25 protein-coding genes are annotated in these 26,362 nt (G+C 65.0%); 18 read left to right on the top strand and 7 right to left on the bottom strand.

Translation table 11 applies throughout. The annotated features are described in order from the left end of the window. Positions 1–131: 131 nt before the first annotated feature. Positions 132–1,250, bottom strand: a complete 1,119-nt coding sequence (locus tag NV382_RS12340) for a PQQ-dependent sugar dehydrogenase (protein WP_260597038.1) — start codon at positions 1,248–1,250, stop codon at positions 132–134. A 218-nt stretch (positions 1,251–1,468) separates the two neighbouring features. On the opposite strand from NV382_RS12340, the gene rimP reads away from it, so the two are divergent. The 11 genes from rimP (at position 1,469) to NV382_RS12395 (ending at position 14,843) form a co-directional block, all read left to right on the top strand. Further along, a complete protein-coding gene (rimP, locus tag NV382_RS12345) occupies positions 1,469–2,077 on the top strand; it encodes a ribosome maturation protein RimP (protein ID WP_260600403.1) in 609 nt (202 codons plus the stop codon). Positions 2,078–2,080: 3 nt separating this feature from the next. Beyond that, positions 2,081–3,664: a transcription termination factor NusA gene (nusA, locus tag NV382_RS12350; protein ID WP_260597039.1), complete on the top strand. Its 1,584-nt coding sequence runs from the start codon at positions 2,081–2,083 to the stop codon at positions 3,662–3,664. After that, complete coding sequence (locus NV382_RS12355; protein ID WP_260597040.1) at positions 3,664–3,894, top strand: tautomerase family protein; 231 nt, start codon at positions 3,664–3,666, stop codon at positions 3,892–3,894. The genes nusA and NV382_RS12355 overlap by 1 nt, the downstream gene beginning before the upstream one ends. A gap of 216 nt (positions 3,895–4,110) precedes the next feature. Continuing rightward, positions 4,111–4,869 (top strand): DUF448 domain-containing protein, encoded by a 759-nt coding sequence (locus tag NV382_RS12360; RefSeq protein ID WP_260597041.1) that lies wholly within the window; start codon positions 4,111–4,113, stop codon positions 4,867–4,869. After that, a complete protein-coding gene (gene infB / locus NV382_RS12365; RefSeq protein ID WP_260597042.1) occupies positions 4,866–7,634 on the top strand; it encodes a translation initiation factor IF-2 in 2,769 nt (922 codons plus the stop codon). Before NV382_RS12360 ends, infB begins: the two co-directional genes overlap by 4 nt. Before the next feature lie 49 nt (positions 7,635–7,683). Then, positions 7,684–8,100, top strand: a complete 417-nt coding sequence (gene rbfA, locus NV382_RS12370; protein WP_260597043.1) for a 30S ribosome-binding factor RbfA — start codon at positions 7,684–7,686, stop codon at positions 8,098–8,100. Then, positions 8,100–8,687, top strand: coding sequence for a thymidine kinase (locus tag NV382_RS12375; RefSeq protein ID WP_260597044.1), 588 nt, complete (start codon positions 8,100–8,102; stop codon positions 8,685–8,687). The genes rbfA and NV382_RS12375 overlap by 1 nt, the downstream gene beginning before the upstream one ends. A gap of 5 nt (positions 8,688–8,692) precedes the next feature. Beyond that, a complete protein-coding gene (gene truB / locus NV382_RS12380; RefSeq protein ID WP_260597045.1) occupies positions 8,693–9,661 on the top strand; it encodes a tRNA pseudouridine(55) synthase TruB in 969 nt (322 codons plus the stop codon). Positions 9,662–9,684: 23 nt separating this feature from the next. Further along, the gene (gene rpsO / locus NV382_RS12385) at positions 9,685–9,954 is read left to right on the top strand and encodes a 30S ribosomal protein S15 (RefSeq protein ID WP_260597046.1); all 270 of its coding nucleotides are present in this window, start codon (positions 9,685–9,687) and stop codon (positions 9,952–9,954) included. Positions 9,955–10,131: 177 nt separating this feature from the next. After that, positions 10,132–12,507 (top strand): polyribonucleotide nucleotidyltransferase, encoded by a 2,376-nt coding sequence (pnp, locus tag NV382_RS12390; protein WP_260597047.1) that lies wholly within the window; start codon positions 10,132–10,134, stop codon positions 12,505–12,507. A gap of 392 nt (positions 12,508–12,899) precedes the next feature. Next, complete coding sequence (locus tag NV382_RS12395; protein WP_260597048.1) at positions 12,900–14,843, top strand: AAA family ATPase; 1,944 nt, start codon at positions 12,900–12,902, stop codon at positions 14,841–14,843. 310 nt (positions 14,844–15,153) lie between these two features. Here NV382_RS12395 and NV382_RS12400 read toward each other — a convergent pair whose 3' ends face one another. Beyond that, the gene (locus NV382_RS12400; RefSeq protein ID WP_260597049.1) at positions 15,154–15,390 is read right to left on the bottom strand and encodes a hypothetical protein; all 237 of its coding nucleotides are present in this window, start codon (positions 15,388–15,390) and stop codon (positions 15,154–15,156) included. Positions 15,391–15,692: 302 nt separating this feature from the next. On the opposite strand from NV382_RS12400, the gene NV382_RS12405 reads away from it, so the two are divergent. Both NV382_RS12405 and NV382_RS12410 read left to right on the top strand, forming a co-directional pair. Further along, positions 15,693–16,073: a DUF3592 domain-containing protein gene (locus tag NV382_RS12405; RefSeq protein ID WP_260597050.1), complete on the top strand. Its 381-nt coding sequence runs from the start codon at positions 15,693–15,695 to the stop codon at positions 16,071–16,073. Positions 16,074–16,114: 41 nt separating this feature from the next. Continuing rightward, complete coding sequence (locus tag NV382_RS12410; RefSeq protein ID WP_260597051.1) at positions 16,115–16,678, top strand: hypothetical protein; 564 nt, start codon at positions 16,115–16,117, stop codon at positions 16,676–16,678. 44 nt (positions 16,679–16,722) lie between these two features. Here NV382_RS12410 and NV382_RS12415 read toward each other — a convergent pair whose 3' ends face one another. Further along, positions 16,723–16,989, bottom strand: coding sequence for a hypothetical protein (locus tag NV382_RS12415; protein ID WP_260597052.1), 267 nt, complete (start codon positions 16,987–16,989; stop codon positions 16,723–16,725). Between the two features lie 904 nt (positions 16,990–17,893). On the opposite strand from NV382_RS12415, the gene NV382_RS12420 reads away from it, so the two are divergent. Next, positions 17,894–18,307, top strand: coding sequence for a hypothetical protein (locus NV382_RS12420; RefSeq protein WP_260597053.1), 414 nt, complete (start codon positions 17,894–17,896; stop codon positions 18,305–18,307). 154 nt (positions 18,308–18,461) lie between these two features. Beyond that, a complete protein-coding gene (locus NV382_RS12425; RefSeq protein ID WP_260597054.1) occupies positions 18,462–19,379 on the top strand; it encodes a hypothetical protein in 918 nt (305 codons plus the stop codon). Between the two features lie 195 nt (positions 19,380–19,574). Here NV382_RS12425 and NV382_RS12430 read toward each other — a convergent pair whose 3' ends face one another. Further along, the gene (locus NV382_RS12430; protein ID WP_260597055.1) at positions 19,575–19,859 is read right to left on the bottom strand and encodes a chorismate mutase; all 285 of its coding nucleotides are present in this window, start codon (positions 19,857–19,859) and stop codon (positions 19,575–19,577) included. A 110-nt stretch (positions 19,860–19,969) separates the two neighbouring features. Here NV382_RS12430 and NV382_RS12435 point away from each other — a divergent pair, with 110 nt between their 5' ends. Continuing rightward, positions 19,970–20,986 carry a polyprenyl synthetase family protein gene (locus NV382_RS12435; protein WP_260597056.1) on the top strand — a complete coding sequence of 339 codons (1,017 nt, stop codon included), beginning with the start codon at positions 19,970–19,972 and terminating at the stop codon, positions 20,984–20,986. Positions 20,987–21,226: 240 nt separating this feature from the next. Here the strand turns inward: NV382_RS12435 and NV382_RS12440 are convergent, their stop codons facing one another. From NV382_RS12440 to NV382_RS12450, 3 genes are read right to left on the bottom strand one after another with little or no spacing between them, the layout of a single operon-like run. Continuing rightward, positions 21,227–22,213: an SDR family oxidoreductase gene (locus NV382_RS12440; protein WP_260597057.1), complete on the bottom strand. Its 987-nt coding sequence runs from the start codon at positions 22,211–22,213 to the stop codon at positions 21,227–21,229. After that, the gene (locus NV382_RS12445; RefSeq protein ID WP_260597058.1) at positions 22,203–23,234 is read right to left on the bottom strand and encodes an SDR family oxidoreductase; all 1,032 of its coding nucleotides are present in this window, start codon (positions 23,232–23,234) and stop codon (positions 22,203–22,205) included. Before NV382_RS12445 ends, NV382_RS12440 begins: the two co-directional genes overlap by 11 nt. After that, the gene (locus tag NV382_RS12450; protein ID WP_260597059.1) at positions 23,231–24,328 is read right to left on the bottom strand and encodes a catalase family protein; all 1,098 of its coding nucleotides are present in this window, start codon (positions 24,326–24,328) and stop codon (positions 23,231–23,233) included. Before NV382_RS12450 ends, NV382_RS12445 begins: the two co-directional genes overlap by 4 nt. A 216-nt stretch (positions 24,329–24,544) precedes the next feature. Between NV382_RS12450 and NV382_RS12455 the strand changes: the two genes are divergently transcribed. Both NV382_RS12455 and NV382_RS12460 read left to right on the top strand, forming a co-directional pair. After that, the gene (locus tag NV382_RS12455; RefSeq protein WP_260597060.1) at positions 24,545–25,126 is read left to right on the top strand and encodes an SRPBCC family protein; all 582 of its coding nucleotides are present in this window, start codon (positions 24,545–24,547) and stop codon (positions 25,124–25,126) included. Further along, complete coding sequence (locus tag NV382_RS12460; protein ID WP_260597061.1) at positions 25,126–26,307, top strand: zinc-dependent alcohol dehydrogenase; 1,182 nt, start codon at positions 25,126–25,128, stop codon at positions 26,305–26,307. Before NV382_RS12455 ends, NV382_RS12460 begins: the two co-directional genes overlap by 1 nt. Positions 26,308–26,362 lie beyond the last annotated feature (55 nt).

Below are 26,362 nucleotides of genomic sequence, written 5' to 3' on the forward strand. Positions count from 1 at the left end.
AGCGAAGTCGAAGACGCGTATCGAAGGACAAGCGCCACGCGCTACAAAGGTGCTTCGATACGCGCCCTCGATACGGCCTGCGGCCTACTCGGTCGCTACTCAGCACGAACGGTTCTAATGCGGTTGAGAAGCTACGCCGGGGTCAGCTTGATCAGCCGCCCCTGCGAACCGTCGGCGCCGTCCTCGAGCACCCAGATCGCGCCGTCGGGACCCTGTTCGACTTCGCGGATGCGCGCGCCCATGTTCCATTGGTCGCCCTTGGCGGCGTTGGTGCCGTTCAGATCGACACGGACCAGCGCCTGGCTCGACAGGCCGCCGATGAACGCGTCGCCGCGCCAGGCCGGGAACATGCTGCCCGAATAGATCATCAGCCCGCCGGGCGAGATCACGGGGTTCCACCACACCTTGGGCGGCTCGAACCCGTCGCCGGCCTTATGATCGGGGATGTCGCGGCCGTCATAATGGCTGCCGTTCGATGCCCTCGGCCAGCCGTAATTCTTGCCCGGCTGGATCAGATTGACCTCGTCACCGCCCTTGGGGCCCATTTCCTGCTCCCACAGATTGCCCGCGGAATCGAAGGCGATGCCGAGCAGGTTGCGGTGGCCGTAGCTCCACACCGCCGGATCGAACCCTTGCGCGGCCAGCGGGTTGCCAGGCGCCGGCTTGCCGTCGAGCGTCAGCCGCAGCACCTTGCCGAGCGAAGCCTTGGGATCCTGCGCGGGATCGAATTTCTGCCGCTCGCCATTGGTGAAGAACAGATGCTGGCCATCGGGCGAGAAGGCGATGCGCCCGGAAAAGTGGCCGTTGCCGTCGACATAAGGATGCGCGCGGAAGATCACCTCGACGCCGTCGAGCCGCGGCTTGCCGCTCGTGTCGCCGCTGAGCTTGCCGCGCGCAAGCGCTACGCCCTTGCCGCCGGGGCCGGTCTCGGAAAAGCTGAAATAGACCAGCCGGTTGCTCGCAAAGCCGGGTGCCAGCACGATATCCATCAAGCCGCCCTGCCCTTCGCTCGCCACCGGCAGCGTGCCCGCGACGGTTATCGCACTTTTGCCGTCGGCAGACACCAGTTTGAGCTGCCCGGCCTTCTCCGTCACCAGCATCCGCCCGTCGGGCAGGAAGGTCATCGCCCAGGGCGCGTCGAAATCGGCGACGACGGTTTCGACGAAGGGCTTGGCGCCGGTCGGGGCCGGGGGCGCGGCGGAACAGGCGGTGCCGACGACGAGACCGGCGAGCAGGAAACAGGATTTCATGGCGACTCTCCGAAACTGACCCAAACCATACCCTCTTTACCCCGGACTTGTTCCGGCGACCGTCCGACAGATCATAACCTCTGCCGTTGCTGGTTGATACGGGGACGCTTGCCACCGGCGCGCCCATCGACTATATCATGGCCACATTCTCTACATCGTCAGGTGAAGAGGCTGGAGCCACCCGGTTCCGGCGGCAACAACCCATGTCTGGAACACCATTGGCCGATATCGCCAAGCTGACCGCTCTGATCGCCCCCGAAGCCGAGGCCTTGGGCTTCGATCTGGTGCGCGTGAAGATGTTCGGCGGCGCGGGCGACATCACGTTGCAGGTGATGGCCGAGCGCCCCGACACGCGCCAGTTGACGATCGACGATTGCGCCGATCTGTCGCGCCGCATCTCCGACGTGCTGGATGTCGAGGACCCGATCGACAGCGAGTATCGCCTCGAAGTCTCATCGCCCGGCATCGATCGCCCGCTGACCCGACTGCAGGACTTCACCGACTGGTCCGGGCATGAAGCACGCATCGTGCTCACCGCGCCGGTCGAGGGCCGCAAGCAGCTCACCGGCGATCTCGTCGGCGTCGAGGGTGAGCGCATCACCATCGCGGTCAACAAACATGGCGAGATGACGATCGGCTTCGACCAGGTCGCCGACGCCAAGCTGCTGTTCACCGATCGGCTGCTCGCGGCGACCCGTCCGCTCGATGTCGAAGGCGCGGACGAGGAAGAATTCGACGAAGAACTCGTCGAGGACGATACCGACAACGACGAGCTAGATACTGAAGATAGCGCGCCAACCAGCGCCACGATCAAGCAAGAAGGATAAATCATGGCTCTTAGCGCCGTTTCCGCCAACAAGGCAGAACTGCTGGCGATCGCCAATGCGGTCGCCGCCGAGAAGATGATCGACAAGGCGATCGTGATCGAGGCGATGGAAGACGCGATCCAGCGCGCCGCGCGTTCGCGCTACGGCGCCGAGAACGACATCCGCGCCAAGCTCGACGGCACCACCGGCGATCTGCGCTTGTGGCGCGTGGTCGAAGTGGTCGAGGCGGTCGACGATTACTTCAAGCAGGTGAACCTCAAGGAAGCCGAGAAGCTCCAGCCGGGCGCAGTCGTCGGCGATTACATCGTCGATCCGCTGCCCCCGATCGAGTTCGGCCGCATCGCCGCGCAGGCCGCCAAGCAGGTGATCTTCCAGAAGGTCCGCGACGCCGAGCGCGAGCGCCAGTTCGAGGAATTCAAGGATCGCATGGGTGAGATCATCACCGGCGTGGTCAAGCGTGTCGAGTTCGGCCACGTGGTCGTCGATCTGGGCCGCGCGGAAGGCGTGATCCGCCGCGATGCGCAGATCCCGCGCGAAGTGGTGCGCGTCAACGATCGCATCCGCTCGCTGATCCTCAACGTCCGCCGCGAGAACCGCGGCCCGCAGATCTTCCTCAGCCGCGCGCATCCCGATTTCATGAAGAAGCTGTTCGCGCAGGAAGTGCCGGAAATCTACGACGGCATCATCGAGATCAAGGCGGCCGCGCGCGACCCGGGCTCGCGCGCCAAGATCGGCGTCATCAGCCACGATTCGTCGATCGATCCGGTCGGCGCGTGCGTCGGCATGAAGGGCAGCCGCGTCCAGGCCGTCGTGCAGGAAATGCAGGGCGAGAAGATCGACATCATCCCCTGGTCGCCCGACACCGCGACCTTCGTCGTCAACGCGCTGCAGCCGGCATCGGTCAGCCGCGTCGTGATCGACGAGGAAGAGGATCGCATCGAGGTCGTCGTTCCCGATGATCAGTTGTCGCTCGCCATCGGCCGTCGTGGCCAGAACGTGCGCCTCGCCAGTCAATTGACCGGCAAGGCGATCGACATCCTGACCGAGGCCGACGCCTCGGAGAAGCGCCAGAAGGAATTCGCCGAGCGCACCGAGATGTTCCAGACCGAATTGGACGTCGACGAGACGCTGGCGCAGCTGCTGGTCGCCGAAGGCTTCGGCGCGCTGGAAGAGGTCGCCTATGTCGAGGTGCAGGAAATCGCCTCGATCGAAGGGTTTGACGAGGATCTCGCGGCCGAGCTGCAGAGCCGCGCGACCGAGGCGCTCGATCGCCGCGAGGAAGCCAATCGCGAGCTGCGTCGCGGCATGGGCGTGGCGGACGATCTCGCCGCGCTGCCGCACCTCAACGAGGCGATGCTCGTCACGCTCGGCAAGGCCGGCATCCTGACGCTCGACGATCTCGCCGATCTGGCGACCGACGAGCTGGTGCAGAAGAAGCGCCAGGAACAGCGCCGCCGCGCCGAATCGGACAACAAGCGCCCCGAGGACAAGGGCGGTGTGCTCGGCGAATATGGCCTGTCGGACGAACAGGGCAACGAGATCATCATGGCCGCGCGCGCGCACTGGTTCGAGGACGAAGAAGCCTGATGCCATTCGTCAGCATCCGCATTTCGGGCTCTGCCACGAAGGACCAGAAAGCGGGACTCGTCGCCGACGTGACCGCTAGCCTGGTCGCGCGTCTCGGCAAGAACCCGCAAGCGGTGCAGATCGTGATCGAGGAAGTGTCGACGGAGAATTACGGTGCCGGCGGTCAGTTGATCGTCGACCGCGATACCCCGCCATCGAGGGAGGACGCGCATGCGGTTCCCTCACGATGATACTTTAGGGCTACAGATACCCACTGCGCTGCCGTCACCCCGGACTTGTTCCGGGGTCCACGGAGCCGCGCGCCCGACGCTTGTCGGGTCCGCACAGACTGATGGATCCTTCGTTCGTCACCCCGGCCTTGAGCCGGGGTCCAGCTTCCTGGGGAGCGAAGAAGCGGGACCCCGAGTCAAGCCCGGGGTGACGTTTGGGGTTGGGGAGAGGGCCGCATGACCACGACCACAGATCCCCGCCCAGACACCCGCGCCGCGTCGCGCGAGCCCAAGGAGCCGGTGCGCCGCTGCATCCTGCTCGGCGATCGCGCACCGCGTGCCGCGCTGGTGCGGCTCGCGCTCAGCCCGGATGGCGACGTCTTCCCCGATGTCCGCGCCAAGGCCCCCGGGCGTGGGGCGTGGATCGGCGTGACCAAGGCCGAGCTGGAAACGGCGATCGCCAAGGGCAAGCTGAAAGGCGCGCTTGCCCGCGCGTTCAAGACCGGGCCGATCGGCATCCCTGCCGATCTCGCCGACAAGCTGGAAGCCGCACTGGAACGTGCGGCACTCGACCGGCTCGGGCTCGAATCGCGCTCCGGCGGGCTGTTCAGCGGCGCCGAGAAGATCGAGACTGCGGCGCGATCCGGCAAGCTTCATCTGCTGCTCCACGCCTGCGATGCGGGCGCCGATGGCAACCGCAAGCTCGATCAGGCCTGGCGCGTCGGCAACGACGAAGAAGGTAGCGATCGCAGGGGCTTGGTTCTGCCGGTGTCGCGCACCATATTGGCCGTGGCACTAGGCAGGCAGAATGTGGTACATATCGGCCTGACTGATCCCGATGCGGCCAAGCGCGTGCGCGAAGCGCTCGATCGCTGGCTGCATTTCATCGGCCCTGACCCATTACCCACGCCTTGCGAAACGGCCTCGCAGGGCGCATCGGCGTCCCCCCGGCACGCGGATGCAAATTCGACCGAAGATTACGAGGAATTCGAGTGAGCGATACCGACAACGAAAAGCCGAAACTGGGCATGCGCGCGCCGCTGGGGCTGAAGCGCACGGTCGAGACGGGCCAGGTGAAGCAGAGCTTCAGCCATGGCCGGTCGAACACCGTGGTCGTGGAAGTGAAGCGCCGCCGTATCCTGGGACCCGGCGGAGCGCCCGAAGCGCCGGTCGAGGAAGCGGCTGCACCCGTCGCCGCACCTGCGGCGCCGGTCGCACCGCCGCGCCCTGCGCCCGCGCCGGTCTCGCCCGCCAATTCCCTGTTGTCGCGCCAGGAACTGCAGCAGAAGCTGCTGCGTGAGGCAGACGAATCGCGCATGAACGCGCTGGAGGAAACGCGTCGCCGCGAAGAGCGCGAGCGCGTCGAGGCCGCTGAAGAAGCACGCCGCCGGGCCGAGGAAGCACGTCGCGCCGGCGATGCCGCGGACTCGCCTGCCGCCCCCGAGCCTGCACCGCAGCCGGTGGCACAGCCGGTCGAGCCGACGCCTGCGCCGGTCGCGGAAGCGGCCGCACCCGCTGCCGAGCCTGCGCCCGTCGTCGCGGAAGCGCCTGCTGCCGTTGTTGCGCCGACGCCTGCGCCTGCCCCTGTTGCAGCGCCGGCACCACCGCCTGCCGCGCCGCCTGCACCCCCGGCCCCGACGATGTTCGGCCTCGATCCGAGCATGCCGGCACCGCGACGCTTCACGCCCGTGCCCCGCCCAGAGCGGCCGAAGCCCGCACCCGCGCCGGTCGCGCAGCCCGAAGAGACGGCTCCGGTCAGCGCCGCTACGCCTGCCACGGCGGCTGCCCCTGGCAGCCCGATCAAGCGGGCCGGCGAGACGCTGCAGCGTCCGCAGCAGCCGTCGCGTGCCCGCACCGGCGACGAACGTCGCGGCGGCAAGCTGACGGTCAATCGTGCGCTCAACGATGGCGACGGTGCGCGTGCGCGTTCGCTCGCCGCGCTGAAGCGTGCCCGCGAGAAGGAAAACCGTCGTCTCGGCGGCCCGCGCGAGGCGCAGGCCAAGCAGATCCGCGACGTTGCCGTGCCGGAAGCGATCACCGTGCAGGAACTCGCCATCCGCATGGCCGAGAAGGGCGCGGACCTGGTCAAGACGCTGTTCAAGCTGGGCATGCCCGTCACCCTGACCGAGACGATCGATCAGGATACGGCCGAGCTGTTGGTGACCGAATTCGGCCACAACATCGTCCGCGTCAGTGATTCTGATATCGATCTGGCGATCGATGGCGATGTCGAGGCGGATGAGAATGCGACCCCGCGGCCGCCAGTCGTCACGATCATGGGCCATGTCGATCACGGCAAGACCTCGCTGCTCGATGCGTTGCGCGGCACCGATGTGGTGCGCGGCGAAGCCGGCGGCATCACGCAGCATATCGGCGCCTATCAGGTGACGTTGAAGGACAAGTCGAAGATCACCTTCCTCGACACGCCCGGCCACGAAGCGTTCACCGAAATGCGCCAGCGCGGCGCCAACGTGACGGATATCGTCGTGTTGGTCGTGGCGGCGGACGACAGCATCAAGCCGCAGACGGTGGAGGCGATCAACCACACCAAGGCGGCCGGCGTGCCGATGATCGTGGCGATCAACAAGGTCGACAAGCACGGTGCCAATCCGCAGAAGGTCCGCGAGGAACTGCTGCAGTACGAAGTGATCGTCGAGGAGATGTCTGGTGACGTGCAGGACGTGGAAGTCTCCGCGCTGCAGAAGACCGGGCTCGACGAACTGATCGAGAAGATCCAGCTGCAGGCCGAACTGCTCGAACTGAAGGCCAACCCCGATCGTGCTGCCGAAGGCACCGTGATCGAGGCCAAGCTCGACAAGGGCCGCGGTCCGGTCGCGACGATCCTGGTCAACCGCGGTACGCTGCGGGTCGGCGATATCATCGTCGTCGGCGGCGAGAGCGGCAAGGTTCGCGCGATGACCAACGACAAGGGTCAGCAGATCAAGGAAGCGGGTCCCTCGCTTCCGGTCGAAGTGCTGGGCCTGTCGGGCGTGCCGCGCGCGGGCGATCCGCTGTCGGTGGTCGAGAACGAGGCGCGTGCCCGCGAAGTCGCGGAATACCGTCAGGGCGTGATGACCAGCAAGCGGACCTCGACCGGTCCTGCAAGCCTCGAGAGCATGTTCAGTGCGCTCAAGGAAAAGCAGGCGATCGAATATCCGCTGGTGGTCAAGGCCGATACGCAGGGTTCGGTCGAGGCGATCGTCAATGCGATCAACAAGATCTCCACCGACCTGATCAGGGCCCGCGTGCTGCATTCGGGCGTCGGCGGGATCACCGAGAGCGACGTGACGTTGGCCGGTGCCAGCGGCGCGCCGATCATCGGCTTCAACGTCCGTCCCAACGCCAAGGCGCGCGAGATCGCCGAGCGGCAGAAGGTCGCGTTCAAATATTACGACGTGATCTACACGCTGACCGACGAGATCCGCGCCGGCATGGCAGGCGAGCTTGGCCCAGAGGCTTTCGAGACGGTCGTCGGCCGCGCCGAAATCCGCGAGGTCTTCTCGGCCGGCAAGCACGGCAAGGCGGCCGGCCTGCTGGTTACCGAGGGCATCATCCGCAAGGCGCTCAAGGCACGTATCACCCGGGCGGATGTCATCATCTACCAGGGCGAGATCGCAAGTTTACGCCGCTTCAAGGACGATGTTGCAGAAGTTCGGGCCGGTCTCGAGTGCGGCGTGACGTTCACGTCGAACTTCGTCGACATCAAACCGGGCGACTTCCTCGAGACGTTCGAAGTCGAACTGCGCGAACGGACGCTTTGACCCATACGCTGCCCCGGCATCGCGCCGGGGCAGCGACAGGATGACGTGAATGCGCTCCAACGACACACCCGAAACCCGCGTCGTGCGCCTGCTGCGCGTCGGCGAGCAGATGCGTCACACGCTGAGCGACATCCTTGCGCGCGGCGACGTGCATGACGAGACACTCGCCAAGCACATGGTGACCGTGACGGAAGTGCGCATGTCGCCAGACCTGCGCCACGCGACGGTGTTCGTGAAGCCGTTGCTGGGCAAGGACGAGGAAGCGGTGCTCAAGGCATTACGCACCAACACCGCTTATCTGCAGCGCGAATGCGCCAACCGGATCAGCATGAAATATGCCGCCAAGCTCAAGTTCGTGCCCGACGAGAGCTTTGACGAGGGCAGCCATATCGAGCAATTGTTGCGTACGCCGAAGGTCGCGCGCGACTTGAATGCCGCCGAAGACGCGGACGACGCGCAAGCCTGATGGCCAAGCTCTATTTCTATTATGCCTCGATGAATGCGGGCAAATCGACCAACCTGCTGCAAGCCGACTTCAATTATCGCGAGCGCGGCATGCGCACCGTGTTGTTCACCGCCGCGATCGATGACCGCTTCGCACCCGGCACCATCACCTCCCGCATCGGCCTGCGCGAGGACGCGATCGCGTTCGAACGGGATACCGATCTGCTCGCGATCGTGCATCGCGAAGGCGAAGCGCCGCCGGCGTGCGTGCTGGTCGACGAAGCGCAATTTCTAACCGCCGAACAGGTGGATCAGCTGGCAACCCTTGCCGACGTGCACGGCATTCCAGTGCTTGCTTATGGATTACGCACAGATTTCCAGGGCGCATTGTTCGAGGGTTCCGCGCGGCTGCTGGCGATTGCCGATTCGTTGGTCGAGATCAAATCGGTCTGCATGTGCGGGCGCAAGGCGACAATGAACTTGCGGCTCGATGAATCGGGCATGCCGGTTACCGAGGGGCGGCAGACCGAGATTGGCGGCAATGATCGGTACGTCGCGCTGTGCCGCCGGCACTTCAACGAAGCGCTTGCCGGTACGATCAGGGCCTGACCGCGATGCATGGCTGGATCATCCTCGACAAGCCCCTCGGGCTTGGCTCGACGCAAGGCGTGTCTGCGGTGAAGCGCGCGCTGCGCGACGGCGGCTATGGCAAGTTCAAGGTCGGCCATGGCGGCACGCTCGATCCACTAGCGACCGGCGTGCTGCCGATCGCGATCGGCGAGGCGACCAAGCTGGCGGGGCGGATGCTCGACAGCGACAAGGTGTATGAGTTCACCGTGCGGTTTGGCGTGCAGACGGATACGCTGGATCTCGAGGGCAAGGAGATCGCGTCCAGTGAGGTGCGGCCGACGCTGGCGGCGATCGAAGCAGTGCTGCCGCGCCTCACCGGTCTGATCGAGCAGGTGCCTCCAGCCTATTCCGCGCTGAAGGTGGATGGTCAACGCGCTTACGATCTGGCGCGCGCGGGCGAAGAGGTGGTGCTGGCGAGCCGATCGGTTGTGATTCATGCCCTCACCGTCCGTCATCCCAGCGAAGGCTGGGATCTCCCTGGGGAAAGCGCGCCTACTCCCGCACGAGACCCCAGCCTTCGCAGGGGTGACCATGGAGCGGGCCGGACGCTGGAGGAGATCACCCTCACCGCCCACGTCTCCAAGGGCACCTATATCCGCAGCCTCGCACGCGACATCGCGATCGCGCTAAATACGGTCGGCCACGTCACCATGCTCCGCCGTTCGAAGGCCGGTCCGTTCACGCTCGGATCCGCGATATCGCTGGACATTCTGGCCGAAAGCGGTAAGGCACGCGCGCTAGAAGACAAACTCCTGCCCTTGAGGGCGGCGCTGGACGACATCCCGGCCCTTCCTCTTGCTCCCGATCAGGCAGGGCTGCTCCGACAGGGGCGGGTGTTGATCGGGATCGCCGCAGACGATGGCCAATATTTTGCGCTGCTGGATGAAAGTCCCGTTGCCTTGGTAGAGGTTCAGAACCACGAGGTTCGCGTCGTTCGTGGCTTCAATCTGTAACCGATGTCGAAGGACGAGAACACATGACGATTACCGCAGAGCGCAAGGACGCGCTCGTCAAGGACCATGGTCGCGCCGAAGGCGATACCGGTTCCACCGAAGTCCAGGTCGCGATCCTCACCGAGCGTATCCGCAACCTGACCGAGCATTTCAAGACGCACAAGAAGGACAATCATTCGCGCCGCGGGCTGCTGATGATGGTCAACAAGCGTCGTTCGCTGCTGGATTACCTCCGCAAGACCGAGGGCCAGCGCTATACCGATCTGATCGCCAAGCTCGGGTTGCGCAAGTAACCTAGCGACGACGGGAACGGCGCCTTCGGGCGCCGTTTTCGCATTTACCTCTTTCGCCATCCCGCAATTCGGCGGCGATGGCCAAGCAGGGCCACGACAGGCCCGAAACCGCGCAGGCCGGCTTAGCCTGCAGATAGGCCCCATTCGCATCTGGCGAATGGCGTTGAAGGAAAACACATGTTCGATACCAAGACCGTAAGCGCCCAATGGGGCGGCAAGACGCTGACGCTGGAAACCGGCCGCGTTGCGCGCCAGGCCAATGGCGCCGTGCTGGCGACCCTAGGCGAAACCGTCGTGCTGTGCGCCGTGACCGCCGCACGCACCGTGAAGGAGGGCCAGGATTTCTTCCCGCTCACCGTCCATTATCAGGAAAAGTACAGCGCCGCCGGCCGCATCCCCGGTGGTTTCTTCAAGCGTGAGCGCGGTGCGACCGAGAAGGAAACGCTGACCAGCCGCCTGATCGATCGGCCGATTCGGCCTTTGTTTCCGGAGGGGTTTTATAACGAGATTAACGTTATTTGCCAGGTTCTGTCCTATGATGGGGAGAATGAGCCGGACGTGCTTGCGATGGTGGCGGCTTCGGCTGCGCTGACCATCAGCGGCGTGCCGTTTATGGGGCCGATCGGGGCGGCTCGGGTTGGTTACATCGATGGCGAGTATATCCTGAACCCTACGCATGAGCAGGCGAAGGACGGCGATCTCGACCTAGTGGTCGCCGCGACGCCGGGCGCGGTGATGATGGTGGAGTCCGAGGCCAAGGAGCTGTCGGAAGAGGTGATGCTGGGCGCGGTGCAGTTCGCGCACAAGGCGTGCACCGAAGCCGCCAACCTGATCATCGATCTGGCCGAGCAGGCCGCCAAGGAGCCTTGGGAGATGGCCGAGCAGGCTGATCTCTCGACCGCCAAGGACAAGCTCAAGAAGCTGATCGGCAAGGACATTGCCGCCGCCTACAAGGTGACCGACAAGTCCAAGCGGTCGGACCTGCTGAGTGCCGCCCGCCACAAGGCCAAGGAAGCGTTCGCCGATGCGGCGCCGCAGGACCAGATGGCCGCGGGCAAGCTGGTCAAGAAGCTGGAAGCGGAAATCGTCCGCGGCGCGATCCTGAAGGATGGTACGCGCATCGACGGCCGCACCACCACGCAGATCCGCCCGATCGAGGCGATGGTGCACTTCCTGCCGCGCACGCACGGCTCGGCCTTGTTCACGCGCGGCGAGACGCAGTCGATCTGCACGACAACGCTCGGCACGCGCGACGCCGAGCAGATGATCGACGGCCTGTCGGGCCTGACGTACGAAAACTTCATGCTGCACTACAACTTCCCGCCTTACTCGGTCGGTGAAGTCGGCCGCTTCGGCGCGCCGGGCCGCCGCGAAGTCGGCCATGGCAAGCTTGCCTGGCGCGCGCTGCACCCGGTGCTGCCGTCGAAGGAGGACTTCCCGTACACGATCCGCGTGCTCAGCGACATCACGGAGAGCAACGGCTCCTCGTCGATGGCGACGGTGTGCGGCGGTTCGCTGTCGATGATGGATGCCGGCGTGCCGCTGAAGCGCCCGGTATCGGGCATCGCGATGGGCCTGATCCTGGAAGGCAAGAACTTCGCGGTGCTCAGCGACATCCTGGGTGACGAAGATCATCTGGGCGACATGGACTTCAAGGTCGCCGGCACGTCCGAGGGCATCACCACGATGCAGATGGACATCAAGATTGCCGGCATCACCGAGGAGATCATGGGCAAGGCGCTGGCACAGGCCAAGGAAGGCCGCGCGCACATCCTGGAAGAGATGGCGCGCGCGCTGGACCATACGCGCGAGGAACTGTCGGCACACGCCCCGCGCATCGAAAGCTTCACGATCGACAAGTCGAAGATCCGCGAAGTGATCGGCACCGGCGGCAAGGTGATCCGCGAGATCGTCGCGCAGACCGGCGCCAAGGTCGACATCGACGACGAGGGCGTGATCAAGGTGTCGTCGTCCGACCCGGCGCAGATCGAGGCCGCGATCAAGTGGATCAAGGGCCTGGTCGAGGAAGCGGAAGTCGGCAAGGTGTATGACGGCAAGGTCGTCAACATGGTCGATTTCGGCGCGTTCGTGAACTTCATGGGCGGCAAGGACGGGCTCGTCCACGTTTCCGAAATCCGCAACGAGCGGACCGAGAAGGTCACCGACGTGCTGAGCGAAGGTCAGGCCGTGAAGGTCAAGGTCCTCGAGATCGACCCGCGCGGCAAGGTGCGCCTGTCGATGCGCGTCGTCGACCAGGAGACCGGTGCCGAGCTGGAAGACACGCGGCCCGCGCGTGAACCGCGCGAAGGCGGCGACCGCCCGCGCGGCGACCGTCCGCGTCGTGACGGCGACGGCGGCCGTGGCCCACGTGGCGACGGCGGCGGTGGCCGTGACGGTGGCGATCGCGGTCCCCGCGGTCCGCGCCGTGACGGTGACGGCGGCCGTGGCCCACGTCGCGATGGCGGCGAGCGTGCCCCGCGCAGCGAAGGCGGCAAGGATGAGGGTCCGGCACCCGAATTCGCCCCGGCGTTCTTGACGGGCGATCGCGACTAAGCGATCTCGCCTAGGCGGAGAGAAAGAGCGGCCCGGTGGCGACACCGGGCCGTTTTTTTGTGAGCCGCGCGAACAATCGAAGGCAGCAAGCGGGGACGAAGCGCAAGCTTGAGCGATCGGGCCCTCGCGAACCAACCTAACCCTGCCTTTGGTAGTGCTGAGGTCGTGAGCTCAATCCTCACCGGAAGCACCATTTTCTAAATGACTTAGCGAACAAGCCGCCCTTCGGGACCGCGCCGGTAGGTCATGGGCGGGCGGTCGGGATGGCGACCTACCGCGACGGCGGAACGCTCTGTCAAAGCGTTCTACGTAGCGACGACTAGATCGGTCGGCGCACTCTATTGAGAACATTAATCGAACGGGTTATCGTCGCATCCCAAAGGGGGGAGTCGATGGAACTCAAATCATTCCGCGTTCGCAATTTTCGTTCGATCAATGATAGCGGCGAAATCGAAGTATCCCGCATAACGGCGCTGCTAAGGCGAAATGAAAGCGGCAAATCCAACGTACTCCGTGCGCTGCATAGCCTGAACCCGGCGGATGGATTTAAGGCGCTTAGCCCAATCAAAGACTTCCCCCGGCATCGGAGGCTATCGGAGTGCAGCGACAACACGCCGGTCGTTGACTCGACGTGGCAGTTGTCCGCCTTTGAACAGAAGCACATCGCCGAAATTTGGCCCGCTGCCCAAGGCGTATCGGAGGTGACTGTCGGGCGCCACTACGGGACGAAACGTTACGTTGGCATTGACGTGCCGGAAGGCTCTTTCGATCTAGCCGCTATCAAAACAGACGCGCGGAAAATTGACGCAGCGGTCAAGGCGAAAGCGTCCAAGCTAACAGACGACGCCAAGGTCGAATTAGAGCGCGCTTCGGACGCATTCTTAGCCGCGATCGGGTTCGGTCTAAACGCCGCGAAATGGGCGGCGTCGGCAACGCCGGCCCTTGCTGCGCTTCGACAAGCGTTAGCAACGGCTGATACCGAACTTACGGAAGCGCAGGATCAAAAAATTGTCGCGCTTGAGGAAATGGCCGAAGCGATCCCCGGAAACGAGGAAGCCCACACGAACGCGCGTGGGTGGATTATCGAACGCATTCCGAAGTTTATGTTCCTTGAAGACTATCCCGAAATCAAGGGTCAACAGGACATTACGCAGTTCCTTCAACGCAAGAGCGCAGGAACGCCAACGGCAGCAGACGTAAACTTTGAAAAGCTATGCAAGGTTGCTGGCCTAAGCCCCGATCAACTTCAAACCCTTCTTCAACAGAATGATCAAGAAACACGTGGGCAGTTGGCCAATCGCGCCGGCTCCGTAGTGACAACCGCGATCCGCAAGCGTTGGAAAGACCGAGAATTGAAGGTTCGCTTCAATCTTGACGGACAGCACTTCGAAACACTTATATCCGATCCTAACAGCACGTATGACGTTGAAGTAAATCTTGACGAAAGAAGTCGTGGCTTTCAGTGGTTTTTCGCGTTTTACGTCGTCTTTGCCGCAGATACCGAAGACGGTGAAGCCGAAGGCGCTATTCTACTGCTGGACGAACCAGGCTTATATCTTCACGCGCGATCGCAAGGCGACTTGCTTCGTCATCTTGAAGACGACTTCGCCAATCAAATCGTATTTACGACGCATTCCCCGTTCATGGTGCCAACGCATCAACTGGATTGGGTGCGAACCGTTAACATTGCCGAAGAAGCTGGCACTACGGTGTCAAACGACCCTACCGGCGATGCGCGCACTCTCTTTCCGTTGCAGGCCGCACTAGGATACGACCTTGCCCAAAGTCTATTCATTGGCCCGAACAACTTAGTCGTTGAAGGGGTCACAGATTTTTGGGTTTTGTCGGCGGTATCGGCGCATCTCAACGACCAAGGCAAAACCGGTCTTGATGAACGCCTTACAATCACGCCCGCCGGTGGCGCGCAACAAGTTCATTACATGGTCGCGTTGCTAACATCGGAACAACTGAAAGTGCTTGTTCTGTTTGATGACGAAAATGATGCGAAAGCGACCCGCGACGATCTAGTCAAAGGTAAACTTATCCGTTCGGACAACGTGATATTTGCAAGCGAAGCATTCGAAATGCCACCTTCCGAAGCTGACATTGAAGATATCTTGGAACCGGCGGTTTACGAAGCTCTTGTGCGCGAAGCTTACGCCAAGGAATTGAAGGGTAAGACGCGGGAATTGAATGCCCACGTTCCCCGCATCGCCCGCCGCGTCGAAATGGCGTTCGACACGCTGGCCATAGACTTCCACAAAACTCGCCCGACAAGGCTGTTCCTGCAAAAGATGGCAACAGACCCCGCGTCGGTCCTTACCGGCGGAAAGTGAGGCGCGCTTTGAACGCCTGTGCAAAGCTATCAACGCCTCGCTGGAAAAGCATTTGGCGCGATCATCATCGTAGGCGAAACCTACCCATACCTGCGCAACGCCTTTTTGGATAACCAGACGAACAATACGACGTTGATTTGTGGATTGGGGGCGGATTTGCTCGACATGCCGTCGCCTCAATGGGGCAGCGTCCGGCAGATAATTACGGGCAGATAACCCCCCGACGAACGCACTAGATATAAGTCTTCGGCCGGGCTGTGCAACTCTTTGCGCAACCTTGGCTTTCCTACAATCCGAACGCTCCCCTGTCCTACAGACCCCGTTCCGGCATATCTGATCCGCTCCTGTCACCAGCCCAAGGAACAGAGCCGATGAGCGCAAAGACTTCGGCCGCGCGGCGTGCCGCGTTCATGGCCGCGGTGGCGGAGACGGGGAACCGGACATTGGCGGCGGAGCGGGCGAAGGTGTCGGCATCCTGGGTGACGCTGCACCGGGCGACCGACCCGGCGTTCAAGGCCGAGCTGGAGGCGGCGGTGGCGACGTTCAAGGCGTCCTTCGACAGGCTCAGGACGAACGGGGGTGTGGGCTCCGGCGTCAACGGGGGTGTGGGCTCGGGCGCTAACGGGATGCGGGCTCGGGCACCGACCGGGGGGTGCCGCGGCCGTGGGTGGTTCGCGCATCGACGGGGTGATCGGGCACGAACGGGGGTGCACGACCGGGGGTCGGATCGCGCATGGCAGCGGTGGGGATCGGCGCGGCGCGATGGGGGTGCGATGCGGCTGTGGCCGAGATCGGCAGGCCATTGTAGAAGGCGAGGACCCCGGGGTGGGGCCAGGATGGGGGATGACGATGAAAAGCGCTTTCTTCCTGATCGTCGGGCTCATGCTGATCGTCGGCGCCGCGATGCTCGCGACCGACGATCGCCAGTTCGTCCGCCAGGCCATCCGGGCGCCGGGCGTGGTATCGGCATTGCGCGCCGGCGGCGGCCATCCCCAGATCACCTTCCGCACCGCCACGCGGCAAACCGTCAGCTATCCACAGAATGGCTGGATCGCCGGCTATAAGGTCGGCGACCCGGTCACGGTGTTGTACCGCGCCGACGATCCGCGCGGCACCGCCTCGATCGACGCCATCGGCGCAGTATGGGCGGCGCCGATCCTGCTGTTCGTCCTGGGCTTTGGCTTTTGCGTCCTGGCGATCGGCGACATCCTCCATCAGCGAAAGGCCTGACCATGTTGTTCGAGCGGATCACTGGCATTGTGGGAGGAGCGATGGCGCATGCGAGGGCTTTGCCGACGGCGCCGACGACCGGGTGCACGGCGATGATGACGGGGTTCGATCGGCCGCACGCGACCAGGCGGCGCGCGGTCTGGGCGGCGGCTTCACTCTGCCTGGGCATCGCGTCGGCTTGCTCGGCGGCTACCGTGCCGGCGGACACCATGATGACCAAGGTTGCGGGACAGGCGGCGGCGCGCCGTTCGGGCGTTCCGGCGCCCGCCCCCACAAACGCGGGCCATCGGGTCGCGTCGCGGGTGATCGGCACGACGGACCGCCGCCTTGGCGACGGCGGGGTGTGCGTAGTGAACTTCGTCTATGCCGGCCGCGCGCCCGAGAGCATCTTCTGGGAGGAGCCCTGTGCGGGCGTGACGGCCAGGATGATGGGCCGGGGCGAGCTCGAACGGCTTGGCCGATGGGCGCGGCTCGACGCGGTCGAGCGCAGCTTCGTCGCGGGCATGCCCGGCGGCAAGGTGCTGTATGTCGAAGGCGGGGCGTCCGCGTCGATCTATCCGATCGGCACTGGCGGCACGACGTATGAGGTGTCGGTGGCGGACTGACGGGGGCGCCAGGCTATTTGACCGGCAGCGCACCGCATCTGGGCTCAGAACCAGAAGTGGTAGACCGAGACGTCGGCGCGGCACGTGCGCGCGCAGCGTAGGTGGACGCTGACCATGGCCATGCCGCCGTGCCAGGCGCCGGCGCATAGCGCGTCCGGATCCGATCCTATCGTCATGGCGTCCGGGGCGCCGAGACCGGCGTGCCGGCACGCGCGCCGGAAGCCGGCCCGCACGGTGTCTGCCGTTGCGGGGATGAGCAGAGTGCGCGTCGCGGTGTCGGGCTGGGTCCCATCCGCCGGCAGCCGATCCATGGCACTCGCTTGCGCTACCGGCAGCCTGGAGTCGGCGATCAGTTGCCGCAGCAGGTCGCCGGCGTCCTGCTCGAACGGCGTAAAGCGGACGAACTGGCGGTTCGCGTACAGCCATCCGGCGGCCGCCGGGCTAGCAGGAGTATTGCGAGTGGCAGGATGGCGATCGAGCGGGGCGGGAAGCGGCGCCTGAGATGCGCATGCGGTGCAGCCATGGTTGGTCCTCCTGCCGCTCAGTCTTCCTTGTTAAAGCGGCCGTGGACACCGGACAAGTTCTCTCTTGCTTGGTCGCGCCTTTGACATATCGGGGCCCGCCATTACGCTTGCGATGCCCGGTGGCGCGACGATAGCCGAGATGGAATGCCGCGATGCACGTTGATGCAGGACGCCGATCGCAACCCGCTCGATTGCTGCACGTGAGGGTCTTGTGGGCTCCGGCGGCGATTGTCGCGCTGGCCGCGATTGGTGCCGCCTGGGCATATCATCATCAATCCGCGTTCTCGATCAGCGCCCCACCCGGCCCCCGGGTTTTGCTCCGCGAGGTGGTGGCAAGAGCGGGGTTTTCGGCGGACGCAGCCGGTCCTGTCGAGACGGTCGATCTCGATGGCACGATGCCGGCGAGTGCCAGCCGGACGTTCATAGTGGGGCGAGCCGAGCGAGACATTCACACCATGGCATGTCGCGCTGGGCCTTGCCGTGCCTGATCGGTTGGAACGATCGGCCGAGCCCGATCTGATGTGCCGCGGCGATTGGCAGGGCTGGTCCGCCAGCGTTCACCTGACCACGACATGCGCGCGCCGCTGTGCCGCCACGATCACCACGCGAACGATCTAAGCTTGGAGCAGCGGGTGATGGCCGGTCGCGAGGGACCTGGGAGGCGTGACATCGCTGATCGCGTGGGGCGGACATGATCCGCCGGGATCCGATATATTGGCAGCGCCTCCGGAAGGATCGACGCTCGGGCATCGCCGGTATCCTGACGGCCATTGCGTTGGTGGCGGCCACCGTTTCGGTCAGCATGATCCTGGTTAGCGGAAGCCAGTATGAAGCGCGCGCCAACCCGCTGTATTGGGCGTTGATGCTGCCGATGGCTTGGTGGGTGAACGGGCTGACCGCGTTCGAACCCTTCTATGTGCGAAGTTGGAAAGCGGTGCTGGCACTTGCCTGCCTGGCTTCCGGGGCAAGCCTTGCCATCGATATCTGGCATGATGACGACTGGACCGTCTCGGCGGTCAATGCGGCGGTGACCGTGGTGTCTGCGATCGCGAGCATGATTGCCTATCGAGGCAGCCTTGTCGCGCGGGAGGGTCCGGCACGCTGAGCATGTGCAAGGTCGATCCCGCGATCATCGGTTTGAGTGCGTTGCTCCCGCTTACTCCTGTAGCTTCCTACAATTTGAACACCCACCTGTCCTACAGACCCCGTTCCGGCATATCTGATCCGTTCCTGTCACGAGCCCCGATGGAACAGACCCGATGAGCGCAAAGACTTCAGCCGCGCGGCGTGCCGCTTTCATGGCGGCGGTGGCGGAGACGGGGAACCGGACGTTGGCGGCGGAGCGGGCGAAGGTGTCGGCATCCTGGGTGACGCTGCACCGGGCGACCGACCCGGCGTTCAAGGCTGAGCTGGAGGCGGCGGTGGCGACGTTCAAGGCGTCCTTCGACAGGCTCAGGACGAACGGGGGTGTGGGCTCGGGCGCGGACGGGGGTGTGGGCTCGGCCGCCAGCGGGGGTGCAGGCTCGGGCGCTAACGGGGCTGCGGGCTCGGGCGCCGACGGGGGTGCGGTCGGGGACGGGATGCTGCCGCCGCGGGGCTGGCGCTCGGTGGGGGGCGAGGAGCTGGTGGTGCGGGCGGGGAATGGGCGGCGGACGCAGATCGCGCGCGCGCGGCTCAAGCAATGGACGCCGCGGATCGAGGCGCGCTTCCTGGATGCGCTGGCCAGTTGCTGCAACGTGAAGGCGGCGTGCGCGCATGTCGGACTGACGCCGGTATCGGCCTATGCCCACCGCCAGCGCTGGCCGGCGTTCGGCGTGCGCTGGGATGCGGCGCTGGCGCTGGGCTATGCGCGGGTGGAGGGAGCCTTGGTGGCGCAGTTGGGCGCGATGTGTTCGCCCGACACCGGCGCCGAGACGGAGATCGCGTTCGAGACGGCGATGCCGAAGATGACGGTGGAGGAGGCGCTGCAGCTGCTGCGGCTGCACCGGCACCAGGTGCACGGCGTGGGCAATCCGCCGGGGGCTCTGGCCAAGGCGCCGTGCATGGAGACGGTGCGGGCGAGCATCCTGCGCAAGATCGAGCGGGTCGAGCGCCAGGCGGCGCGGCGGGGGGTGAATGCGGCGGCGGATGCGCGGGCGGTGGCGCGGGGGGCGGCGGTGGTTCGGGGGGATGGTTGATCCCGTCCGTTCGTCCTGAGTAGCGGCTGAGCTTGTCGAAGACGCGTATCGAAGGACAGGGGTGCGCTCGCTCCAACTGTGCTTCGATACGAGCCCTCGATACGGCCTTTGGCCTACTCGGTCTCTACTCGGCACGAACGGTTTTGGGGGGCGAGGGTGACGGGCACACCAACGGGGTTGTATAGGCGCCGCGCGTCAGTCCCCGGCCGCCAGGCGTTCGTGGTGGCGGATCACCTCGTCGATGATGAAGCGCAGGAACTTCTCGCTGAATTCGGGATCGAGGTTGGCGTCGCGCGCCAGGCCGCGGAGGCGGGCGATCTGGGCTTCCTCGCGGCCGGGATCGGCGGCGGGCAGGCCGCTTGTCGCCTTGTGGCGGCCGACCGCTTGCGTCACCTTGAAGCGCTCGGCGAGCAGGAAGACCAACGCCGCATCGATATTGTCGATGCTCTGGCGATAACCGCGCAAGGTCTCGTCGCTCACTGGGTTGCTCCTCGGGCACGCAAATCGGCGCCTTCTTGCGGGCGCTATCGTGCTTGCGCAAGCCCGAAAGCCTTGCCTTTGTGGGCGCACCCGGCCACATGGCGTGCACGATGAGCGCCACCATCCACCGCCTCGACGCGCGCGACACGCCGCCCTCGCTGGACCCTATGGTCCGGCTGGTGGCGGGCGACATGAACATGGTCAACGCGGCGATCCTGGACCGCATGCAATCGCAGATCCCGTTGATCCCGGAGCTCGCCGGGCATCTGATCGCCGGCGGCGGCAAGCGGATGCGGCCGATGCTGACGTTGGCGAGCGCGCGGCTGCTCGGCTATACCGGCAACCGGCATTACCGGCTGGCCGCGGCGGTGGAGTTCATCCACACGGCGACCCTGCTGCACGACGACGTGGTCGACGGCAGCGACCTGCGCCGCGGCAAGCGCACAGCGAACCTGATCTGGGGCAATCCGGCGAGCGTGCTGGTGGGCGATTTCCTGTTCAGCCGCAGCTTCGAGCTGATGGTCGAGGATGGATCGCTGAAGGTGCTGAAGATCCTGTCCAATGCTTCCGCGGTGATCGCCGAGGGCGAAGTGAACCAGCTGACCGCGGCCAGGCGGGTGGAGACGAGCGAAGAGCGCTATCTCGACATTATCGGCGCGAAGACCGCGGCACTGTTTGCCGCCGCGTGCCGGATCGCGGCGGTGGTGGCGGAGCGGCCCGAGGCGGAGGAAGCTGCGCTGGACGCCTATGGGCGCAACCTGGGCATCGCGTTCCAGCTGGTCGACGATGCGATCGACTATGTCTCGGATGCGGGCACGATGGGCAAGGATGCCGGCGACGACTTCCGCGAGGGCAAGGCGACGCTGCCGGTGATCCTGGCCTATGCGCGCGGGACCGCCGAGGACCGGGTGTTCTGGAAAGCCGCGATGGAGGGACATCGTGCGGGCGAGGCCGATTTCGAGCAGGCAGTGGCGCTGATCAAGTCAACGCGCGCGATCGACGACACGCTGGCGCGGGCGCGGCATTATGCCCAGCGCGCGATCGATGCGCTGGGCGGCTTTGCCGGTGGGCAAGCCAAGGACGCGATGATCGAGGCAGTCGAATTCGCGGTGGCGCGCGCTTACTGATCGGGCGGGCTCGTCGCCTTACTGGCCCCTGGGGTACAGGAAGGTGGTTCGGATCTCCTGGAGGTATCCCCCGGAACAAGTCCGGGGTGACGCTTTGGTTGCTAGACGCTCTTACGACGGGCGGGCACCGAGCGGACGGGCCTTTGTAGCTAGCGTTTGCGCGCAACTACGGTTGTGCGAATGTTCCCCGGCCTTCGCCGGGGAACAGTTGGTGCGGGGGAAAGGAGATCCCCACGCGCGTCAGATCGTGCCGGTGCCGCCGTTGGCGCCGAACACGCTGCCGGTGGTGAAGCTGGCGCCGGGATCGGCGAGCGTCACGTAGAGCGCGGCGAGTTCGGCGGGTTGGCCGGCGCGGCCGAGCGGGGTGTCCTGGCCGAATTCGCCCATCTTGCCGGGCAGCTGGCCGCCGGCGACCTGGAGCGGGGTCCAGACCGGGCCGGGCGCCACGGCGTTGACGCGGATGCCCTGCTTGGCGACCTGCTTGGCCAGGCCCTTGGTGAACATCGCGATCGCGCCCTTGGTCGAGGCGTAATCGAGCAATTCGGGTTCGGGGTTGAACGAGTTGACCGAGGCGGTGTTGATGATCGCCGCACCCGGCTTCATCAAAGGGATCGCCGCCTTGCACAGGTGGAACAGCGCATAGACGTTGGTCTTCATCGTGCGATCGAACTGTTCGACGGTGATCTCGGCGATCGAGGCCTTGGACTGCTGATAGGCGGCGTTGTTGACCAGGATGTCGAGCCCGCCCAGTTCCTTGTTGGCGCGCGCGATCAGCTGATTGCAGAACTTCTCGTCCGTCAGGTCGCCGGGGATGAGCACGATCTTGTGCCCCTCGGCGCGCAGCAGCCGCGCGACGTCCTGCGCGTCCGGTTCCTCGGTCGGGTAATAGTTGATCGCGACATCCGCGCCCTCGCGCGCGAAGGCGATGACGGCGGCGCGGCCGATGCCCGAATCACCGCCGGTGACCAGCGCCTTGCGGCCCTGCAGCCGGCCGGAGCCGCGATAGCTGGCTTCGCCCGAATCCGGCACCGGCTTCATCTCGCGCTGCAAGGCAGGCCATTTCTGGCGCTGTTCGGGGAACGGATCGGTCGGGTATTTCGTCTGTGGATCGGTCATCATCGGGCGGGCGCCCGCGGCGCCACCCTGTGCCAGGACCGGTGCGGCGGCGAGCCCCGCGCCGGTGACGGCACTGGCCTTCAGGACATCACGTCTGGTGCTATCGGTCATGTCGTTTTCCTTTGGGTGAAGTCTGTGCGCGGCGGGTGAGTGCGGCGGCGCCGATCCCGGCGACGGCCAGGCCAAGCAGGCCGAGCGTGACCGCAGGCTTGCGCGCCACGGCATAGATGCTGACCGGGCGTCCGAGCTGGTTCTCGGAACGCTCCGCGCCATCCGGCATCGGCGCATGGAGGTTGGAACCGGGCGTCTTGGGCAAGTTCCTGTCCTGCAGCATCGGCATGGCGAGGCCGCCGAACTTGGCCAGAAGACCGGGGAAATGTTCGCCGAACAGGACCTGCAGCCGCCCGACACCGCCGACGGTGATCGCGCGCTGCGGCTTGACCGCTGCGCTGAGGATCGCGTCGGCGACGAGCTCCGGCGCATAGACCGAGGGCGGGATCAGTGCCTCGCCTTCCTGATGATTGGCGGCGTGCTGGGCGATCGGCGTGTCGATGCCGGCCGGCTTGATCAAGGTGACCGATATCGGCAGCATGTCCGCGTTGATCTCGATGCGCAGCGACTCGGTAAAGCCCTTTGTCGCATGCTTGGAGGCGGCGTAGGCGCCCATGATCGGCGAGGGGATGTCGCTGGCGATCGAGCCGACGGTGATCAACGCGCCACCATGTTCCTGGAGGTGCTGGATCGCGATCAGCGAGCCGTGGACGACGCCGAAATAATTGGTCTGGAACAGCGCCTGATGTTCGTCCTCGGGCGTGTCGACCAGCTTGGCGTAGATCGTGACGCCGGCGCAATTGACCCAGGTATCGATCCGCCCGAACCGCGCCACCGCCGCGGTCGCCGCCTCGCGCACGTCGGCGATCGACGCGACGTCGGCGACGGCATAATCCGCCTGATGCCCTTCGGCGCGCAAGGCGGCGGCGGCCTCGCTCAACGCCTGCTTGTTGCGGGCGACGAGCATGACGCGCGCGCCGCGGCGTGCGGCGGCGCGTGCGGTGACCAGGCCGATGCCCGAACTGGCACCGGTGATGAGCATCACCTGATCGGCGAGCGGCTTCAATTTGATGGCGGTCACGCGGGCAGATCCTCGAGCATCTTCACGGCATGAACCGGACATTTGTTGAAATCGGCGCGGTAGCCGGAGGCGTAATCATAGGTCTCGCGACGCGCGCGGTTGACGCTGCCGAGCGGCTGGTGCGCGACGACGCCGTGCCAGGGGCTGAACGACAGTGCGTCCTCCTGCGCCTGGCTGAGACCGTTGGTCCACGATGCCTGCGGCGCGACGGTGAGCGTGGCGACGGTGACGAACGGGCTGTCCTTCTCGTCCCATTCGATGGTGGGATTCTCGACCGGCATCTTTTCGAGATCGCGGCACAGCTGCACGCGGAGTTCCCACACGCCGCCCTGTTCGATCAGCGTCTCGGCCACATCCTCGCGCAGCGCATCGGGGCGGCTAGCGACCGCGACCTTCACGCCGGTGCATTCGGTGAGCCCGGCCGAGACCGGTGCGAGCGAGAATTTGGCGATATAGTCGCCGTAGCGAAACGGGGTCTGCGTGTAATAGGTCTCGCCCAGCGGATGCACTTCGGGCGCGCCGCCCAATTGCGTGATCAGCCCGGACTTCAGCCCAACCGTTTCCAGCGCGCCTTCGACGACGCGCAGCGTGGCGGACAAGGCCTTCTTTGCCCCTTCCGCCTTGTCGGTGGTGGCGGCGAGCAGCTTGAGGTTCTTGGCGAAGGTCGCCGGATCAGGGGCGCCGAAGGTCGGGCCGTTGACCATCAGGAAGTCCTGCGCGCCATCCTGTTCGGCGCCGGTGAGCGGCTCACCGGGCACGCCGAGGATCTTCAGCCCGACGCCGCGCGGTGCGCTGACGCTGTCATCGAGCAGGTCGCCGGGGGCGGTGGAAATACGCAGGATCGCTTCGTAATCGGACGGCACGGCGAAGATGCCCTGCGCCAGTTCGGGCGGCAGGCCAGTCTTTACCGACAGCCGGCCCTGGACGATGCCGTGGCCCTTGGCATGGACGCCGCGCACCGCATGGCCGTAATCGGCAGAGGTCGTATCGAGGATCGACTTAAAGCTGGCGTGGAGCTGCGCGACGGCATCCGCCTCGCCCTTGCCAAGCTGTTCGACCGACGGATCGTAGCGAACGGGTGCGGCCTGGCTCATGCTTCAACTCCTACGCGGGACCTGGCTGCTAACCGGCAGGAGCGGCAACAGTTCCGGTAAAAACCCCAAGGATTGATGCAGGTTAGGCCGACGCACCGACTGATCGGGGTGGCGCATCGCGCCTGACGCCATTTGTGTGGAGGCGGGCCGGCGCGCCGGAACTTACCCGGATGCTCCGCGCTTTAGCCGCATCACTCGAACCCCGGAGGACGCCCCGTGACTGACGAGGTTGCCAATACCCATGACGACGCGCCGCTGACCGCATCCAAGCATCGCGATGCGGCCGAGCACGAGACTTCGTTCGAGCCGAAAGGCGACAATCTGGTGGGTCGTGCCGTGACCATCCGCCGCCCGGTGGCCGAACTGTTCGCCTATTTTCGTGATTCCACCAATCTGCCGACCTTCATGGAGAATGTCGTCTCGATCCAGGTGCTGGACGCCAAGCGCTCGCACTGGGTGGTCAAGGCACCGGCCGGGCGGACGGTGGAATGGGATGCGGTGGTGACCGACGAAGCGGAGAACAGCTTCATCGCCTGGACATCGGAAGAAGGCGCCGACGTGCCCAATAGCGGACGGATCGATTTCCGCGATGCCGGTGCGCGCGGCACGATCGTCACCTCGACGATCAGCTACGATCCGCCGTTCGGCGTGATCGGCAAGGCGATCGCCAAGTTGTTCCAGCGCGAACCCGCGATCCAGGCACGGCGCGACCTGCGCCGTTTTAAGCAGCTGATGGAAACCGGCGAGATCGCCACCGCCGCAATGAACCCCAAACAGCTCGAAGAGGAGCACGCCTGATGCGCGCATTGGCATGGCACGGCAAACACGACGTTCGCATGGACACGGTGGACGACCCCGAGATCGTCAACCCGCGTGACTGCATCATCAAGGTGACCTCGACCGCGATCTGCGGGTCGGATCTTCACCTGTACGATCATTACATCCCGACGATGCAGGCCGGCGACATTCTCGGCCATGAATTCATGGGCGAAGTGGTCGAAGTCGGCGCGAAATCGACGTTGAAGAAGGGGCAGCGCGTCGTCGTGCCGTTCACGATCGCGTGCGGCAGCTGCTATCATTGCGGCAAGCACCAATATTCGGCGTGCGACAACGGCCTGCCCGCCGACAACCAGGATATCGCGCAGAGCATCTACGGCCAGCCGATGTCCGGCTTGTTCGGATACAGCCACATGACCGGCGGCTATGCCGGCGGCCAGGCGGAATATGTCCGCGTGCCATTCAGCGATGTCGGCCCGATCGTCATCCCGGATGGCGTGGACGACGACAAGGTGCTGTTCCTGTCGGACATCCTGCCGACCGGGTGGCAGGCGGCGGAATATGCCGAGATCGAGCCGGGTGATACGGTTGCGGTGTGGGGCTGCGGGCCGGTCGGGCTGTTTGCGGTGCAGTCTGCATTCCTGATGGGCGCGGAGCGCGTGATCGCGATCGATCATTTCCCCAAGCGGCTGGAGTTGGCGAAGAAGTTCGGCGCCGAGACGATCAACTTCGAGGAAAGCGCGGTCTATGAAGCGCTGATGGAAATGACCGGCGGGATCGGCCCGGATGCGGTGATCGATGCGGTCGGCCTCGAGGCGCACGGTCTGTTCGTCGACAACATCGTCGACCAGATCAAGGCATCGACCTTCCTCGGCACCGACCGGATCCATTCGATCCGCCAGGCGATCATCGCCTGCCGCAAGGGTGGGCGTGTCTCGATGCCCGCCGTCTATGGCGGCTTCGTCGACAAGTTCCCGCTCGGCGCCTTCATGGAGAAGGGGCTGACGCTCAAGACCGGGCAGACGCACGTCCAGCACTACATGCCGGCGTTGCTCAACGCGATCATGGAAGAGAAGATCGATACGACCTTCCTGATCTCGCACCGCATGGACCTGGAGGACGCCCCCAAGGGCTATGACATGTTCAAGAACGACCAGAACAACGTCACCAAGATCGTACTGAAGCCGGGCTTCGGACGTTGATTTCTCGCCCCTCCCGGCACGGGAGGGGTCGGCGGGTCGCTCACGAGGAATCGTA

The sequence above is a fragment of the Sphingomonas endolithica genome, from assembly GCF_025231525.1.
Lineage (GTDB): Bacteria > Pseudomonadota > Alphaproteobacteria > Sphingomonadales > Sphingomonadaceae > Sphingomonas > Sphingomonas endolithica.

Bases quoted from the DNA above. Each gene is read 5' to 3' on its own strand.
- NV382_RS12395 (WP_260597048.1), top strand. From the start codon at position 12,900: ATGGAACTCAAATCATTCCGCGTTCGCAATTTTCGTTCGATCAATGAT.
- NV382_RS12460 (WP_260597061.1), top strand. From the start codon at position 25,126: ATGCGCGCATTGGCATGGCACGGCAAACACGACGTTCGCATGGACACG.
- NV382_RS12410 (WP_260597051.1), top strand. From the start codon at position 16,115: ATGGCGCATGCGAGGGCTTTGCCGACGGCGCCGACGACCGGGTGCACG.
- NV382_RS12360 (WP_260597041.1), top strand. From the start codon at position 4,111: ATGACCACGACCACAGATCCCCGCCCAGACACCCGCGCCGCGTCGCGC.
- nusA (WP_260597039.1), top strand. From the start codon at position 2,081: ATGGCTCTTAGCGCCGTTTCCGCCAACAAGGCAGAACTGCTGGCGATC.
- NV382_RS12415 (WP_260597052.1), bottom strand. From the start codon at position 16,989: ATGGATCGGCTGCCGGCGGATGGGACCCAGCCCGACACCGCGACGCGC.
- NV382_RS12425 (WP_260597054.1), top strand. From the start codon at position 18,462: ATGAGCGCAAAGACTTCAGCCGCGCGGCGTGCCGCTTTCATGGCGGCG.
- NV382_RS12355 (WP_260597040.1), top strand. From the start codon at position 3,664: ATGCCATTCGTCAGCATCCGCATTTCGGGCTCTGCCACGAAGGACCAG.
- NV382_RS12340 (WP_260597038.1), bottom strand. From the start codon at position 1,250: ATGAAATCCTGTTTCCTGCTCGCCGGTCTCGTCGTCGGCACCGCCTGT.
- NV382_RS12435 (WP_260597056.1), top strand. From the start codon at position 19,970: ATGAGCGCCACCATCCACCGCCTCGACGCGCGCGACACGCCGCCCTCG.
- truB (WP_260597045.1), top strand. From the start codon at position 8,693: ATGCATGGCTGGATCATCCTCGACAAGCCCCTCGGGCTTGGCTCGACG.
- rbfA (WP_260597043.1), top strand. From the start codon at position 7,684: ATGCGCTCCAACGACACACCCGAAACCCGCGTCGTGCGCCTGCTGCGC.
- NV382_RS12375 (WP_260597044.1), top strand. From the start codon at position 8,100: ATGGCCAAGCTCTATTTCTATTATGCCTCGATGAATGCGGGCAAATCG.
- rpsO (WP_260597046.1), top strand. From the start codon at position 9,685: ATGACGATTACCGCAGAGCGCAAGGACGCGCTCGTCAAGGACCATGGT.
- pnp (WP_260597047.1), top strand. From the start codon at position 10,132: ATGTTCGATACCAAGACCGTAAGCGCCCAATGGGGCGGCAAGACGCTG.
- NV382_RS12420 (WP_260597053.1), top strand. From the start codon at position 17,894: ATGATCCGCCGGGATCCGATATATTGGCAGCGCCTCCGGAAGGATCGA.
- NV382_RS12405 (WP_260597050.1), top strand. From the start codon at position 15,693: ATGAAAAGCGCTTTCTTCCTGATCGTCGGGCTCATGCTGATCGTCGGC.
- NV382_RS12440 (WP_260597057.1), bottom strand. From the start codon at position 22,213: ATGACCGATAGCACCAGACGTGATGTCCTGAAGGCCAGTGCCGTCACC.
- NV382_RS12450 (WP_260597059.1), bottom strand. From the start codon at position 24,328: ATGAGCCAGGCCGCACCCGTTCGCTACGATCCGTCGGTCGAACAGCTT.